The organism is Streptomyces sp. NPDC039465, assembly GCF_055639315.1.
Window position 1 is genome coordinate 415,366 of sequence record NZ_JBVKAP010000002.1, and the last position, 14,225, is coordinate 429,590.

The following is a 14,225-nucleotide window of genomic DNA, read 5'->3' on the forward strand; positions in this document are numbered from 1 at the left end:
CCCCACCCGGGCTCAGGCCGTGCCCCGTACCGACGAGGCGCGGGCGATCACGCGCGGCTCGGGCGCCGTCGCCACCCTCGCCGCGGTCGTGTCGCCGCGCAGGCGGGCCAGCAGCAGTTCCACCGCGTCGGCGGCCGCCCGGTCCAGGTGCAGGTCGACGGCGGTCAGCGGGGGCTCGCAGGTGCGGGCGCGCAGGCCGTCGTAGCGGGTGACGACCATGACGTCGTCGGGGACGGAGCGCCCGCTGTCCGTGATCGCGCGGACCGCGCCCACCGCGAAGGCGTCCACCAGCGCGCAGACCGCGTCGATCCCGGGGTGCTCGGCGAGCAGGGCGGCGCACCGCTCGTACCCGGCCTGTTCACCGCCCGCCTCGGGTGCGGTCGCCACGATCGGGGCCCAGCCGCGCTCGCCGGCGATCCGCTCGAAGGCGGCGCGCGCGTCGACCGAGGAGTGTCGTGCGCCGGAACCGACGATCAGAGCGGGCTGCCGGGCGCCCTGCTCGTGGAGGTGGGCCAGCAGCAGCTCGGTGACGAGGCCCGCGCGCAGATCGACGTACGGCACCGCCTCCTCGTCCGGCGACAGGGGTCTGCCCAGCGCCACGTACGGCAGACCGCGCTCCTTCAGCCGAGCCACCGCCGCGTCGTCCACGTCGGGCTCCACGACGATCGCCCCGTCGATGTCGACGGAGTACAGCGCGGACCCTGACTGCACGGGCGGTACGAGCACGAGCGCGTAGTCGTGCGCGAGGGCGCTCTCGGCGGCCGCGGCGGCGACCTCCATGTAGAACCCGAGCCGGGACGGCCCGCCGGCCACGGCAAACGGCATGGAGGAGGCCAGCGCGATGGCCTTCGCCTGCCCTCGCCGCAGCCGCTGGGCCCGCAGGTTGGGCCGGTAGCCAAGCTCGGCCGCGACCTGCTTGATGCGCTCCCGGGTCCGGGGGTCGACCTTGCCGAGACCGTTGAGGGCGTGCGAGACCGTCGTCCGTGACACACCGGCGACCCGCGCGACATCGGCGATCGTGGGCGGTCTCGGGCCGGAACCGGAACCGGAACTGGTCATCTGCGCGAACGCTCCTCGGGTACGGCGGGCGGGGGTGACCCCATCATCTCCCCTACTGCGGGGCGGCGAGACCGAGCTCGTGCCGTTCGACGGCTTCGCGTACGGCGCCGACGAAGCCGTTCCAGAAGTGGGCCTGGTGGGCGGTGCCGACACCGGCGGTCTGCCGTCGGTCGGCCGCCCCGGCGAAGGTCCCGAACATGGCCCTGCGCAGCTCGGTGGAGATCTCCAGCTGGGCGCCGGCTCCGGTGCGGGTGCGGTTGACGATGTTGGCCGGGTCGTCGCCGTTCAGGGGGCTGTCGACCCCGGCGATGACCACCTGCACGGCCAGCGCGGGATCGCTGGTGTTCGTGGTGAAGCCGTGCTTGGCGAAGGCCCACCCGAGGTTCCGCATCAGCCGCTGGTCGCGGCCGCCTATGAGGATCTGCTTGGCAGGACCCGTGTCCGGGGTGAAGCCGTGCAGGGAGACGGCGTAGAGGTTGTTGCCGCAGACGGCCAGGGCGGCAGGGTCGTCGCAGTGTGTCGAGGTGACGTGGAGGTCCTTGTGGGTGGTGATCCCCTCGAACATCCAGTAGTCGCGCTGCACCGCCCCTTCCACCGGTGCGGGCTGGGCGCTTCCGGCCCCGACGAGCGTGTAGCCGGCGACGGCGAGGCACAGCTCGCTGGTGCCTGCCTCGATGCCGCCGCCGTGCGGGGCGATGACCGCCGTACTGCGGACGGCCGGGGTGGCGTCGTTGTCGTTGTCGACCAGACCGCCCGGGGTCCCGTAGCGGAACCGGCGCATCCAGTTGGTGCCTTCCTGGAAGTCGCCGCTGCTGTACAGCGCGGTGTTCGTGGCGAACCGTTCCGGGGTTTCGGCGGCGACGGCGGTACTGCCGTTCCCGGCGAGGTCGTTGAGCAGGGGCAGGCCCGCGGCTGCCACGGCGACGGAGGAGAGGACGGCACGTCTGCTGGTGAGATTCATGGGGTGATCTTCCCTGACGAGCCCCTTCCATAAGACAAGATCACAAATACCGATGGAGGAGCGCCGGACGGGGGACGGGCAGATGCTGGAGGAGTTCGAACGCGCGGCCGCGCGGGCGGGGTTCACGCTCGATGAGGCACAGCGGGCGGCGGCCGGCCGGCTCGCCGGACTGAGCGCCGGTCTGACCCCCCGTCGACGGTTCCTCGGCCGTACGCCTCCGCCGCCGCGCGGGATCTACGTATGGGGGCCGGTCGGCCGCGGGAAGAGCTGGCTGACCTCCGTGTTCTACGAGCTGCTTCCGGTCCGGGACAAGCGGCGGGTGCACTTCCACGAGTTCTTCCGCGAGTTCCACACCGCGTACGCCCGGCACCGCACGGACCGGGACGCGAGCGGCCGGGCCGTCGCGGATCTGGTCGGCGACTGCCGGGTGCTGTTCTTCGACGAGTTCCATGTCCACGACCCCGGCGACGCCATGCTGATGGGGCGGGTGCTCACCGCCCTGCTGGACCGCGGCACGACCTTGGTGACCACATCGAACTATCCGCCGGGCGGCCTCCTGCCCAACCCGGTGTACCACCACATCGAACTATCCGCCGGGCGGCCTCCTGCCCAACCCGGTGTACCACCACATGTTCGAGCCGACGGTCCGGCTGCTCGAAGCGTCGATGGACGTGCTGGAGATCGCGGGCCCGCACGACTACCGGGCCCGGCGGCCGGCAGGCGAAGCCCGTACGGAGTTCCAGCGGGGTCTGCACATCCGGCCCGGCGGCCCGGAGCAGTTGCGCGACGCGGGACTCCTGCCGCCGACCGAGGCGGAGACCCGGACCCTCACCACCGCCGGCAGCCGGGTCACCGCCAGGGCCGTCCGCGACGACCTGGTCTGGTTCGACTTCGCGGAGGTCTGCGACCGGCGCACCTCCACCCGCGACTTCCTGGAGCTCGCCGACCGCTTCCCCACATGGGTGCTGTCGGGCCTGCCCCGGCTGACCGCTCACGACCAGGACGCCGCACAGCGGTTCGCGAACCTCGTCGACGTGCTGTACGACCGGGACGCCCGGCTGTATCTGATCGCCGACGCGCCCTTGGAGGAGTGCCTGCCGCCTGACATCCTGCCCCACGACGTCGAACGCACCCTCAGCCGCCTCGGCCAGCTGCCCGTACGCGCCCTCGCCGGCTGAGGTGAACGAGGAGTTGGTGATGGCCGACCACGACCTGGGCGGGTACGAGAAGAGCACGTTCACCCATGGAGGGACCGAGCGGCGGATCCTGCGGCGGGGCAGTGGCCCCGCCGTGATCGTGATGGCCGAGATACCGGGAATCACGCCCAAGGTGCTGGAGTTCGCGGACCGCGTCGCGGAGATCGGGTGCACGGCCGTCCTCCCGGTGCTGTTCGGCGAGGCCGGGCGCGACCCGCGGCCCGAGGCGCACGGGCGGCTCGCTGCCGGGCGGTATGCGGCCTCGTCGCTTCTGAAGGTATGTGTGAGCCGGGAGTTCACCCTGCTGGCCACGGGACGCAGTTCCCGGGTCGTGACCTGGCTGCGCGCCCTGGCGGCGTACGAGCACGAGCGCTGCGGCGGCCCGGGCGTGGGAGCCGTCGGCATGTGTGTGACCGGAGGGTTCGCGCTGGCGATGGCCACCGACCCGCGGCTGGTCGCGCCGGTGCTGTCGCAGCCGTCGCTGCCGGTGCCCGTGTCGGCGGGCCGGGCGGCGACGATCGACATCGCGCCCGAGGAACTGGCCGTCGTACGGGGGCGGTGCGAGCGGGAAGGGCTCCAGGTCATGGGGTTGCGGTTCCGGAGCGACCGGCTCGTGCCCGGGGGCCGCTTCGCGTTCCTCCGGCGCGAGCTCGGCGACGCGTTCGTCGCCGTCGAGCTCGACGACAGCGCGGCGAATCCGGAGGCCGTGCTCGCCCCGCACTCCGTGCTGACCGAGCATCTGATCGACGCACCGGGCGAGCCGACCCGGGCGGCGCTGGACCAGGTCCTCGGGCTCTTCCGCACGCGGCTGCTCGAAGAGGCGCCCGCCCCGGGCAGCGGCGCGCACTGACCGTACGTACCCTCACCGCATGCGGGCGGTGTGTGCCTCGCGGTACCGCGACGGGGGGATCCCGAACCGGTCCGTGAAGGCCTGGCGCAGGCTCTCCGCCGACCCGAAGCCGCAGCGTGCGGCAATGCCGGCCAAGGGGAGCGCGGTCGAGGCGAGCAGATGGGCGGCCGCTTCGGTACGGGCCTGGCGTACGTACCTGCCCGGCGGCTGTCCGAGGTGTTCGAGGAAGAGGCGCGTGAGGTGGCGGGGGGTCACGCCGGCGAGGGCGGCCAGCGCCGTGGTGCTCAGGTCCACGTCGGGGCTCTGGGCGATGTGGTCGACGAGCCGCCGCACGAGGTCGTCGCGCGGCGCGGGCGCGGTGGTGAACAGACTCATCTGCGCCTGGTTACCCGGCCGTTGGAGGTAGGTGACGAGCTCCCGGGCGACCTGGCGGGCCAGTTCGCCGCCGTGGTCCTCCTCGATGAAGGCGAGGGTGAGGTCGAGCGCGCTGGTGATGCCCGCGGCGGTGGACACGTTGTTCTCGCGGATGTAGATGGGGCGCGCGTCGACGGTGACCCGGGGGTGCTGGGCCGCCAGCCGGGAGGCGAACCGCCAGTGGGTCGTGGCGCGGTGGCCGTCCAGCAGTCCGGCGGCGGCCAGGATCGACGCTCCCGTGCAGACGGAGGCCACGCGCCGGCTCTCCCGGGCCAGGCGGCGGACATGGCCGACGAGCCGGCTGTCCGCGGCCGCCTGCTCGAAGCCCGTACCGCCCGAGACGATCAGTGTGTCCAGCGGCCCGACGAGACGTTCGAGGGACTGCTGGCTGCCCAGGGTGAGGCCGGACCCGCACACGACCGGCCCGCCTCCCGGCGCCGCCAGGGTCACTTCGTAGGGCCGGTCGGCGGCGCCGAGGTGGTTGGCCATGGCCAGCGTGGTGGTCACACACGCGATGTCCAGCAGCTCGGCCGTGTCATAGCCGACCACCACCACACGCCGTTCGCTCATGCGGGGACCCTATGCCGGAATGACCGGTACCCCAAGGTTCGGGACATGACCACGCCGTCTCCGTGCGGCCCGGCGCCGGCCTGCCACAGAGTGGAGACGTCACGCGCCTTCGGGGCTACGGAAGATGACGGGGGATCACATGACGACCGATTGCACACACGGACAGCGGGACCGTACGGGCCGAGGCGTGCTGCGCGCCGCCGCGGACCGCTGGCCGACCTGGCTCGCGCTCGCCCTCGTGGTCGCCACCTTCGTCGACGGCGCGCCGCCGGCGGGTTTCCTCGCGGCGCTCCTCGCCTTCATGCCCCTGTGCTATCTGGCCTTCGGCGCGGTACGCGGAGAGCTGCGCCGGCCGGGCGTCCTCGCGCTCCAGGCCGCCGGGCTGCTGGCCTTCGGGGCGCTGGCGCTGGTGGCGCTCGCCGTGGACCAGAGGGCGGGCCTGTATGTCCTGGCGGCGGGCTGGTTCGCCCACGCGGTCTGGGACTTCGCCCACCTCCGCGCCGGCAGGGTGGTTCCCCGGGGCTGGTCGGAGTGGTGCGGTGTGGTCGACCTCTTCGGCGCGGCGGCGATCCTGCTGTGGGCTTGACCGGCCGCTCCCCCAGGGGCAGGCCGGTGACGGCGGGCGGTCCGCAGGGTCAGGCTCTCGCGGCGCGTCCGTGGTCGTGTGCGTAACGGTCGAGGACCTGCCGCGTCGTGCCGCCGGTGTGGAGGAAGCGTTCGTCGAGGGTGACCGCGAGGTCGTCCAGGCAGGCGCGCAGGAGTTCGCGGGCGAGGGCGGCCTGCGGTTCGGCGGGGGGCGGCGTCTGCTCGGCGAGGGCGGCGAGGTACGGGATGTTGGCGGCGAGGGAGGTGGGCTCGTCGCCGTCGTGGAAGTAGTACGACTCCGCGTACTGCCGGAAGTCCACGCACACATGCGCCAGGTCGGCGACGAGCCCTTGCAGCACGGCGGCGGCTTGCGGCGTGGACAGGGTCCGCTCGTCCAGGTCGCAGCGGCGGAGCTGGCGGATGCGCAGGGCGACGGCCCGGCGGCGGGTGAGGGCGGGGTAGATGCCCAGCACCCAGGTCACGGTGGCGGTCAGCAGGGCGAAGCCGACGACCGCCTCGATGGGGCCGAGGACGCGCAGCCAGCCGTCGGCCGGGGCGATGTCTCCGAGCCCCAGCGTGGCCATGGTGACGATGGAGAGGTAGACGGCGTCGACGAAGCCCGTGTGATCCGCCGGTTCCAGCCCGGTGGCGAACGAGAAGCCCGCGGGCATGTGCGGCCAGTACATCAGGGCCCAGCCGAGGATGACGGTGACGGCCCAGAGGACCACGACGGTGACCATGGCGAGGGGACCTGCCAGGCCGACCGCGCGCCGTCGGCCGAAGCTGGAGGAGAGGTGCCAGGCGAGGGTCATGACGCGTCGGCTGAGTCCGCCGTGGCGGGTGGGGTGCCAGAGGGTGTGGAAAACGTCCCGGAGGGCGAGCATCGCGAGAGCGGCTCCGCCCAGCGTCATCAGCCAGTTCGCCACTGCCCGTCCTCATGGGTCGCCACGTGCTCAGGGGTTGCCACGTGCCGTGCCAGCGTAGTGAGGCCGAGGGGGGTGCGGCGGTCCACCGCCGTCCGCTCGGCGGGTCGCGGCGGGCGCTGTCACAAACCGTTGACACAGGACATGTGTGCGAGGCGGCCGGCCTGGGGAGGGCCGTGATCATGACAGAGCCTCAGGTCCGCACCCAGGCGCCCGTCCCCGGCCGGCGTCCCGCCCGGCAGCTGCTCGCCGCGTCCGTGGGCAACGCCGTCGAGTGGTACGACTGGTACGCCTACACCTTCCTCGCCACCTACATCGCCGGGCAGGTCTTCCCGGCGGGCGCCGGGAACTCCCTCGTCCCTCTCCTGGCCACCTTCGCCGTCTTCGCCGTCGGATTCTTCATGCGCCCCGTCGGCGGACTGCTGATGGGCGCCCTCGCCGACCGGCGGGGCCGGCGGGCCGCGCTCACCGTCACCATCCTGCTGATGGGGGGCAGCAGCCTGCTCGTCGGGCTCACTCCGACGTACGCGGCCGCGGGCGTCCTCGCGCCGGTGATCCTCGTCGCCGCCCGGCTCCTCCAAGGCCTCTCCGTCGGCGGCGAGTTCGCCGCCTCCACCACCTTCCTCGTCGAGTCCGCGGGCCCCGGCCGGCGCGGACTCTTCTCCAGCTTCCAGTACGTCTCCACCACCATCGGCCAGCTCGCCGCCTCCGGCATCACCGCGGCGCTGATCGCCGCTCTGGGCCAGGGGACGATGGAGGGCTGGGGCTGGCGTGTCCCGTTCATCGTGGGCGCGGCCCTGAGCCTGGTCGGATTCTGGATCCGGCGCGGCGCGGAGGAAACCCTCACGCCCGTCGACGACTCCCCCGGGCAGCGGCCCGGACTGTTCGACGCGCTGCGCCAGTACCCCCGCCAGTCCCTACTGATCTGCGGCATCACCGCGGGCGGCACCCTCGCCTACTACACGTGGACCGCCTACCTCCCCACCTACGCCGAGCTCAACGAGGGCATCGGCAAGGCGGACGCCCTCCTCGCCGGCACCCTCGCCCTGGCGTTCTTCGCCCTCCTCCAGCCGCTCGGCGGCCTGCTCTCCGACCGCTACGGCCGCAAGCCCCTGCTGCTCTTCTTCGGTGTGGGCTTCGCCCTGCTGAGCGTGCCCCTGCTGCGGGCGATCAACGGCTCCTTCGTCTCCCTGCTGCTCGTCCAGTGCGCCGGGATGGTGCTCCTCACCGGCTTCACGTCCATCTCGGCGGCCGTCAACGCGGAGGTCTTCCCCGCCCGGGTGCGGGCGGCCGGCATCGGCTTCCCGTACTCCCTCACCGTCGCCGTCTTCGGCGGCACAGCGCCCTATGTGGGCACGCTCTTCAAGGAGATCGACCGTCCCGGCCTCTTCCCCTGGTACGTCTCCGTGCTGTGCCTCGTGTCGGCCGCCGTCTATCTGCGGCTGCCGGAGAGCGCCCACAAGGAGTTGGAACGCTGACCCGCTCCCGCCCCCGTCCCGGCCCCCCGTCTCCGAGGCGGGGGCCGACTGCCTCATCCGAGTGCAAAACTTCCCCCCAACGAGGATCCGTGCTGCTCACAAGGGGTGAAAGACCCGCGTGGCTCGTTCCCTGCCCCGGAGTGAGGGCCGTTGATGAGCATGTGAGTACCTCAAGCACCAGCCCGATACTGACCAGCTCGACCCCGCACAACACCGGCGCGGACAACGCGCCAAGCGACATAGTCGTCCACTCATGCACCAGCCTCGGTGACACGACCCTGGTCGTCCATCTGACCGGCGAGATCGACCATTACAGCGCCGCCCCCCTGCGGGCGATACTCACTTCCGCGGCCGGCGACGGCTACACCGTCCTCGTCCTGGAGGCCTCCCGCGTCACCTTCTGCGACTCAGGCCTGCTCAACGCCCTGCGAGGGTGGGAACGGCGGGGGTGTCTGCTCCACCTGACCGCCCGGTCGTCCTGCGTGCAGCGGCTGCTGAACGCCGCGGACGCCACGGCCGGGCACCCTTCGCGCCCGGGGCCGAAGGGTGGGGCGGCCGAACCGGCTCCCGGTGTGGCACAGGTCGGTACGCCTCGGAGTGAACCGAGGCTCCGGCCGGACGCGCTGACGGGGTGACGACGTGCGGTGCCGGGGCGCCTGCCCCGGCCCGTCGGGCGCTCAGTCGATCTGGTCGCTGTGGCCGCAGACCCAGGCCAGGGCGCCGTGCACACCGTTCAGGTAGTCACGGCCGCCCGCCGGGGTGGTGGGGTCCTCCAGCTGGACGACCGCCGCGTCGACCTCGGCGGTCAGCACCTGCAGATCGGGGCGGCCGGGGACGTCCGCGCCGGTGACCGGCGCGCGGTCGCCGCGTCCCAGAGCCCACTGCAAGGCGGCCGCCTCGCCCGCCGAGAACTGCGCACTGCCCTCCGTCCGTTCCGCCAGGCCGCTGAGCGCCCCGTCCACGTCCCCGTACGTCCGGACGCCGATCCATTGCCGGCCTTGCCGCTTGTTCCTGGTCACTTGTCCGTCTTCCCTTCCGCCGGCGTGCCGGCGTCGTGCCTTGATGTCCGGCGCGGCGCCCGGCGCGCCCGTACGGCGCGGACCGGCCACCCGCCGGACCCTCACCATGGCAATAATGCGTGGATCTCCTGCCCGCCCGGATCGCGTAACACGCTGACCTGCCGCGACAGCGACCGGACGATCTGCCGGCCGAGTCCGTCCAGGTGACGCGCGGGCCGGGGCAGTGCGGGGCGGGTGCCTCCCACCGCCACGTGCACCCCGTCGAACGTCCGGCGCATCCGTACGGTGAACGGGCCGGGCGCGCACCGTACAGCGGCGGCGGCGAGCTCCGTGATCACCAGCAGGATGTCGCCCCGGCTTTCCGGGCTCGCCGGAGGATCGTGGTGCGCGAGGCTGTCGAGGCAGAGCCCGGCGGCCAGCCGCGCATCGGTGACATCGCCGAGGTCTCCCTCGAAGTGAGCGATGAGCCCCTCGGTGGCCTCGGGGCAGATCCAGTTGCCGTTCTCGCTCAGCGGCCCGGTCGTCATGACACCCTCCTCGCCTCTGCTCACGGCGCCGCACGGATGCCCGTTCGGCAACGCCCTGCGCCTTCCCTGTCGCAGGAGGACTACGCACCGTGCGGCTTCGGCCAAAGAGGTTGTCCGGGGGGCCAGGGCGGCGGTGGACGGAAAATCGTGTGCGGATCGGCAATCATCTTTGACAGCCTGGGTCGTATGGACGACCCGTACGACGACATCCCCGGCTCCTCCCCCGCGCCCCCGCCGACGGACTGGATCGCCACGCCCGTCACGGCCGATCTGCTGCGCGGCGCCCTGGAGCTTGAGCGGACCGCGTACGGCGTGCTGCCGCACCGGCTGCCCGCCCGGGCCCGTGCGCAGAGCCCGGACGGGCAGCTGGCCATGGCGGAGGCGCAACCCTCCGGCGTCCGGCTGGTCTTCCGTACCCGCGCCACCGCTGTCGAGCTGGACGTGCTGCCCACCAAGACGGTCTACAAGGGCGCCCCGCCCCGGCCCGACGGGGTGTACGACCTGCTGGTCGACGGTCGTCCGGCGGGGAGGGCGAGCGCCCCGGGCGGCACCGTCCTGACCGTGGACATGGCCACCGGCCGCGCCGAGACGCGGCCCGGGCCGGTGGGCACGGTCCGCTTCCCCGCTCTGCCCGGCGGGGTGAAGGATGTGGAGGTCTGGCTGCCGTACAACGAGATCACCCAGCTGGTCGCCCTGCGCACCGACGCCCCCGTCGAGGCCGTCCCGCCGGGGGGCCGCAAGGTGTGGCTGCACCACGGCAGTTCGCTCAGCCATGGCTCCAACGCCGAGAGCGCCGCGACGACCTGGCCCGCGCTGGCCGCCTCGGCCGGCGGCGTGGAACTGATCAATCTGGGCCTGGGCGGCAGTGCGCTGCTCGACCCGTTCACCGCCCGCGCGCTGCGCGACACCCCCGCGGACCTGATCAGCGTCAAGATCGGCCTCAATCTGGTCAACACCGATCTGATGCGGCTGCGTGCGTTCGTCCCGGCGGTGCACGGCTTCCTCGACACGATCCGGGAGGGTCACCCCAACGCTCCTCTGCTGGTGGTCTCGCCCGTGCTGTGCCCCATCCACGAAGACACCCCCGGCCCCAGCGTTCCGGACTACAGCGGCCTCGGCGCCGGGAAGTTGGCGTTCCGGGCGGCGGGCGATCCGGCGGAGCGCGCCGCGGGGAAGCTGACCCTGGGCGTCATCCGGGACGAGCTCTCCCGCATCGTGGAGCGGCGCGCGGCCGACGATCCGCATCTGCACTATCTGGACGGCCGCGAGCTCTACGGCGAGGCGGACTTCGCCGAGCTGCCGCTGCCCGATCAGATCCACCCGGACGCCGCCACGCATCGCCGTATCGGCGAACGCTTCGCCCAGCTGGCCTTCCGCGCCGGCGGTCCCTTCGCCGCCGCGCACGGCTGAGGCCTGGCGGAGGTCAGGCGCGTCCCGCCGCCTTCTGCGTCCGGCGGGACAGCGAGTCGACGACGACCGCGGCGAGCAGCACCGATCCGGTGATCATGAACTGGACGGCGTTGCTGACGCCCATGATGTTCATGCCGGACTGGATGGAGCCGATCACCAGGGCGCCGAGCAGCGCGGACCAGACCGAGCCGCGCCCGCCGAAGAGGCTCGTGCCGCCGATGACGGCGGCGGCGATGACGTTCATCAGGAGGTTGCCGCCGCCGGAGGTCTGGCTCGCGGACTGGATCTGTCCGGCGAGGAAGATGCCACCCGCCGCGGCCATGGTGCCGGCGACCATGAAGACGGTCATCCGGATGAACGGCACGCTGATACCGGCCCGGCGCGCGCCCTCGATGTTGCCGCCGACGGCGAAGATCTGCCGGCCGTAGGTGGTGCGGCGCAGTACGAAGTCGAGCACCACCAGCAGGATCAGGAAGATCAGGAGCGCCAGCGGGAGGCCCCGGTACTCGTTGAGGATGTACGCGGCGGCGAAGGCGATCGCGGCGATGACGACCGTACGCAGCACGATCTCGGCGACCGGCCGGAACGGCACCCGGGCCGCCTGCCGGCGCCGGGCGTCGAGGAGTGAGGCGGCCAGGAACAGGCCGACGCCGACGGCCGCGGTCAGATAGGCGGCGGCAGGGCTGTCGAAGATGGTCGAGTACAGCTTGGAGACGATGCTTTCGCCGGGGATGTTGACCGTGCCGCTGGTGCCGAGGACCTGGAGCATGAGGCCGTTCCAGGCGAGGTTGCCGGCGAGGGTGACGACGAAGGCGGGCACGCCGACCTTGGCGAAGAAGAAGCCATGGATGAGTCCGACGGCGGCTCCGCCCGCCAGCGCGACCAGCAGCGCAAGCCATTCGTTCATGCCGTTGAGGACGTTGAGCACGGCGAAGAGGGCGGCGCACAGGCCGCTGACCGATCCGACGGAGAGGTCGATCTCGCCGAGCAGCAGGACGAAGACGATCCCGACGGCGATCATGCCGGTGCCGACGATCTGCTGGCTGAGGTCGGAGAGGTTCTGGGCCGAGAGGAACGTGCTGTCCAGGCTGCCGAAGACCGTCCAGATGATGATCACGGCGATGACGACGGGCAGGGATCCCAGCTCGCCGCTGCGCATCTTGCGCCGGAACTCCGTAAGGTACCCCCGCACCCCCTCCTCCCGGACGAGCAGCCGGGTGTCGACGGCGGGTACGGCGTCGGGTGCCGGTTCCTGGGCGGAGGCGTCCGGGTCTCGGTCTCGGCTCATCGCTCCTCCTCCCGCTTGCGGGCCTGGCGGCGGGTGACGGCGCTCTCGGTGGCGCCGGTGATGGCGGAGATGATCTCCTCGGTGGTGGTGGCGCGTCTGTCGAAGAAGCCGTTGTTCCGGCCGAGGCGCATGACCGCGATCCGGTCCGCGACCGCCATCACGTCCACCATGTTGTGGCTGATCAGGATGGTGCCGAGGCCGCGGTCGCGGAGCCGCTCGACGAGGTCGAGGACTTCGGCGGTCTGCTCCACGCCCAGGGCGGCCGTGGGCTCGTCCAGGATGACGACCTTCGGTTCGCCGATCAGTGAGCGGGCGATCGCCACGGTCTGGCGCTGGCCGCCGGAGAGGGAGGCCACGGGGATACGGACGCTGGGGATGCGGATGGACAGGGTGTCGAGCAGCTGGCGCGAGCGCTTGTCCATCCGGACCTCGTCGAGCACGCCGAACCGGCGCAGTTCGCGGCCGAGGAAGAGGTTGGCGACCACGTCCAGGTTGTCGCAGAGGGCGAGGTCCTGGTAGACGGTGGCGATGCCGAGGTTCTGGGCGTCATGGGGCCGGTTGATGCTGACCGGGCGGCCCTCCCATTCGATGACACCCTCGTCCGGCGGGTTCACCCCGGCGATGGCCTTGACGGCGGTGGACTTGCCGGCGCCGTTGTCCCCGACGAGGGCGACGACCTCGCCGGAGTGGACCTCGAGGTCGAAGCCGGACAGCGCCTGGACGGCGCCGAACCGCTTGGAGATGCCCCGCAGGGTGAGCACAGGTGTTTCCGGCAACGAAACCGCCTCCTCCGCTCGGCCGCCCGCAGCTACTGGAGACCGGCCTCCTTGCAGGCACTGGCGTACGTGGGAGTGCAGATCTCCTGGACCGTGTACAGACCGTCCTTGACGACCGTGTCCTTGATGTTGTCCTTGTTGACGACGACCGGGGTCAGCAGCGTGGCGGGGACCTTCTGGCCGCTGCCGCTGGTGACGGTGGTGGGCGTCAGGGAGTCGGGCAGTTCCTTGCCCTCGGCGAGGTTGACGGCCATGGTGGCCGCGATGTCGGCCTCCGGCTTGTACGGCTTCTCGATCGTGATCGTCTGGGTGCCGAGGAGGATCCGCTGGATCGCGTCGAGCTGGGCGTCCTGGCCGGTCAGCGGCACGTTCATGCCGGCCGCCTTGAGGGCGGTGGCGATGCCGGCGGCCAGGCCGTCGTTGGCCGAGTAGACGCCGACGATGTTGTCCTTGCCCAGTGCGCTGATGGCGCCCGACATCTGCTGGTTGGCGTTGTTCGGGTCCCAGTTCGGGGTGTCGTACTCCTTGCCGATCTTCACCTTGCCGTCGAGGACGGAGTGGGCGCCGGCCTTGAACTCGGCGGCGTTGGGGTCGGTCGGGGAACCGTTGTGCATCACGATCTGGCCGCTTTCGGCCTTGTCACCGAGCGCGTCGAGCAGGGCCTGGCCCTGCAACTCGCCTACCTTGCGGTTGTCGTACGAGACGTAGGCGTCGACGGGGCCCTGCGCGAGCCGGTCGTAGGCCACGACCTTCACACCCGCGTCATGGGCCTTCTGCACGGAGGACTGGATCGACTTGGCGTCCACGGCGTCCAGGATGAGCACCTTGTCGCCCTTGGCGAGGGCGGTGTTGACCTGCTGTTGCTGGGTCGTGGGGCTCTCGGCCGCGTTGTAGTAGTCGATCTGCGCCTCCGGCGCGAGCTCCTTGATCTTCTGCTCGATGTACGGCCGGTCGAACTTCTCGTACCGCGTGGTCTTGCTCTCCGGCAGCAGCAGTCCGATCCTGATCTCGTTCTGGGCCGACTGCGCCTCGCCCGCACCCGGCTGGGCCGCTCCACTCGTCGCCACCGCCCCCAGGGACAGGGCCACGACTCCGGCCAGGGCTGTCACGCCCCGCACTGTACGGGTCATGGGAGACTCCTTACATTTGGCCTATATACGACATTAGCC

The 14,225-nt window shown here is 71.8% G+C and carries 15 protein-coding genes and 1 pseudogene; 7 read left to right on the forward strand and 9 right to left on the reverse strand.

Going from position 1 to position 14,225, the window contains the following annotated elements; genetic code table 11:
- Positions 1-12: 12 nt before the first annotated feature.
- A complete protein-coding gene (locus tag ACZ7LT_RS08065; protein ID WP_471235144.1) occupies positions 13-1,059 on the reverse strand; it encodes a LacI family DNA-binding transcriptional regulator in 1,047 nt (348 codons plus the stop codon).
- A 52-nt stretch (positions 1,060-1,111) separates the two neighbouring features.
- Positions 1,112-2,020: a poly-gamma-glutamate hydrolase family protein gene (locus tag ACZ7LT_RS08070; RefSeq protein ID WP_471235145.1), complete on the reverse strand. Its 909-nt coding sequence runs from the start codon at positions 2,018-2,020 to the stop codon at positions 1,112-1,114.
- Positions 2,021-2,102: 82 nt separating this feature from the next.
- On the opposite strand from ACZ7LT_RS08070, the pseudogene zapE (ACZ7LT_RS08075) reads away from it, so the two are divergent.
- The 3 genes and pseudogenes from zapE (ACZ7LT_RS08075) to ACZ7LT_RS08085 form a co-directional block, all read left to right on the forward strand.
- Positions 2,103-2,486 (forward strand): annotated as a pseudogene (gene zapE, locus ACZ7LT_RS08075) (AFG1/ZapE family ATPase); the annotation flags it as partial.
- A 163-nt stretch (positions 2,487-2,649) separates the two neighbouring features.
- Positions 2,650-3,198 carry an AFG1/ZapE family ATPase gene (gene zapE, locus ACZ7LT_RS08080; protein WP_471235146.1) on the forward strand — a complete coding sequence of 183 codons (549 nt, stop codon included), beginning with the start codon at positions 2,650-2,652 and terminating at the stop codon, positions 3,196-3,198.
- A gap of 19 nt (positions 3,199-3,217) precedes the next feature.
- Positions 3,218-4,066, forward strand: coding sequence for a dienelactone hydrolase family protein (locus tag ACZ7LT_RS08085; protein WP_471235147.1), 849 nt, complete (start codon positions 3,218-3,220; stop codon positions 4,064-4,066).
- A 12-nt stretch (positions 4,067-4,078) separates the two neighbouring features.
- On the opposite strand, the gene ACZ7LT_RS08090 is transcribed toward ACZ7LT_RS08085, so the two are convergent.
- Positions 4,079-5,050 (reverse strand): GlxA family transcriptional regulator, encoded by a 972-nt coding sequence (locus ACZ7LT_RS08090; RefSeq protein ID WP_471235148.1) that lies wholly within the window; start codon positions 5,048-5,050, stop codon positions 4,079-4,081.
- Between the two features lie 139 nt (positions 5,051-5,189).
- Between ACZ7LT_RS08090 and ACZ7LT_RS08095 the strand changes: the two genes are divergently transcribed.
- Positions 5,190-5,636, forward strand: a complete 447-nt coding sequence (locus ACZ7LT_RS08095) for a hypothetical protein (protein WP_471235149.1) — start codon at positions 5,190-5,192, stop codon at positions 5,634-5,636.
- 49 nt (positions 5,637-5,685) lie between these two features.
- Here ACZ7LT_RS08095 and ACZ7LT_RS08100 read toward each other — a convergent pair whose 3' ends face one another.
- Positions 5,686-6,561 carry a potassium channel family protein gene (locus tag ACZ7LT_RS08100; protein WP_471235150.1) on the reverse strand — a complete coding sequence of 292 codons (876 nt, stop codon included), beginning with the start codon at positions 6,559-6,561 and terminating at the stop codon, positions 5,686-5,688.
- A 179-nt stretch (positions 6,562-6,740) separates the two neighbouring features.
- On the opposite strand from ACZ7LT_RS08100, the gene ACZ7LT_RS08105 reads away from it, so the two are divergent.
- Entirely contained in the window at positions 6,741-8,036 is a 1,296-nt protein-coding gene (locus ACZ7LT_RS08105) for an MFS transporter (protein WP_471235151.1), read from the forward strand.
- A 161-nt stretch (positions 8,037-8,197) separates the two neighbouring features.
- Positions 8,198-8,671: an STAS domain-containing protein gene (locus tag ACZ7LT_RS08110; RefSeq protein ID WP_471235152.1), complete on the forward strand. Its 474-nt coding sequence runs from the start codon at positions 8,198-8,200 to the stop codon at positions 8,669-8,671.
- A 42-nt stretch (positions 8,672-8,713) separates the two neighbouring features.
- On the opposite strand, the gene ACZ7LT_RS08115 is transcribed toward ACZ7LT_RS08110, so the two are convergent.
- Positions 8,714-9,055: a hypothetical protein gene (locus ACZ7LT_RS08115; protein ID WP_471235153.1), complete on the reverse strand. Its 342-nt coding sequence runs from the start codon at positions 9,053-9,055 to the stop codon at positions 8,714-8,716.
- A gap of 101 nt (positions 9,056-9,156) precedes the next feature.
- Positions 9,157-9,582 (reverse strand): ATP-binding protein, encoded by a 426-nt coding sequence (locus ACZ7LT_RS08120; protein ID WP_471235154.1) that lies wholly within the window; start codon positions 9,580-9,582, stop codon positions 9,157-9,159.
- Between the two features lie 186 nt (positions 9,583-9,768).
- Between ACZ7LT_RS08120 and ACZ7LT_RS08125 the strand changes: the two genes are divergently transcribed.
- The gene (locus ACZ7LT_RS08125) at positions 9,769-10,992 is read left to right on the forward strand and encodes a GDSL-type esterase/lipase family protein (protein WP_471235155.1); all 1,224 of its coding nucleotides are present in this window, start codon (positions 9,769-9,771) and stop codon (positions 10,990-10,992) included.
- Between the two features lie 13 nt (positions 10,993-11,005).
- On the opposite strand, the gene ACZ7LT_RS08130 is transcribed toward ACZ7LT_RS08125, so the two are convergent.
- From ACZ7LT_RS08130 to ACZ7LT_RS08140, 3 genes are read right to left on the reverse strand one after another with little or no spacing between them, the layout of a single operon-like run.
- Entirely contained in the window at positions 11,006-12,280 is a 1,275-nt protein-coding gene (locus ACZ7LT_RS08130; RefSeq protein ID WP_471235156.1) for a sugar ABC transporter permease, read from the reverse strand.
- Entirely contained in the window at positions 12,277-13,056 is a 780-nt protein-coding gene (locus ACZ7LT_RS08135; protein ID WP_471235157.1) for an ATP-binding cassette domain-containing protein, read from the reverse strand. The genes ACZ7LT_RS08130 and ACZ7LT_RS08135 overlap by 4 nt, the downstream gene beginning before the upstream one ends.
- A gap of 32 nt (positions 13,057-13,088) precedes the next feature.
- Positions 13,089-14,186 (reverse strand): substrate-binding domain-containing protein, encoded by a 1,098-nt coding sequence (locus tag ACZ7LT_RS08140; protein WP_471235158.1) that lies wholly within the window; start codon positions 14,184-14,186, stop codon positions 13,089-13,091.
- Positions 14,187-14,225 lie beyond the last annotated feature (39 nt).

What these genes read in the sequence shown, in the direction of transcription:
- ACZ7LT_RS08105 (WP_471235151.1), top strand. Translation starts at nt 6,741, where the DNA reads ATGACAGAGCCTCAGGTCCGCACCCAGGCGCCCGTCCCCGGCCGGCGT.
- zapE (WP_471235146.1), top strand. Translation starts at nt 2,650, where the DNA reads ATGTTCGAGCCGACGGTCCGGCTGCTCGAAGCGTCGATGGACGTGCTG.
- ACZ7LT_RS08130 (WP_471235156.1), bottom strand. Translation starts at nt 12,280, where the DNA reads ATGAGCCGAGACCGAGACCCGGACGCCTCCGCCCAGGAACCGGCACCC.
- ACZ7LT_RS08120 (WP_471235154.1), bottom strand. Translation starts at nt 9,582, where the DNA reads ATGACGACCGGGCCGCTGAGCGAGAACGGCAACTGGATCTGCCCCGAG.
- ACZ7LT_RS08095 (WP_471235149.1), top strand. Translation starts at nt 5,190, where the DNA reads ATGACGACCGATTGCACACACGGACAGCGGGACCGTACGGGCCGAGGC.
- ACZ7LT_RS08125 (WP_471235155.1), top strand. Translation starts at nt 9,769, where the DNA reads ATGGACGACCCGTACGACGACATCCCCGGCTCCTCCCCCGCGCCCCCG.
- ACZ7LT_RS08065 (WP_471235144.1), bottom strand. Translation starts at nt 1,059, where the DNA reads ATGACCAGTTCCGGTTCCGGTTCCGGCCCGAGACCGCCCACGATCGCC.
- ACZ7LT_RS08070 (WP_471235145.1), bottom strand. Translation starts at nt 2,020, where the DNA reads ATGAATCTCACCAGCAGACGTGCCGTCCTCTCCTCCGTCGCCGTGGCA.
- ACZ7LT_RS08090 (WP_471235148.1), bottom strand. Translation starts at nt 5,050, where the DNA reads ATGAGCGAACGGCGTGTGGTGGTGGTCGGCTATGACACGGCCGAGCTG.
- ACZ7LT_RS08085 (WP_471235147.1), top strand. Translation starts at nt 3,218, where the DNA reads ATGGCCGACCACGACCTGGGCGGGTACGAGAAGAGCACGTTCACCCAT.
- ACZ7LT_RS08140 (WP_471235158.1), bottom strand. Translation starts at nt 14,186, where the DNA reads ATGACCCGTACAGTGCGGGGCGTGACAGCCCTGGCCGGAGTCGTGGCC.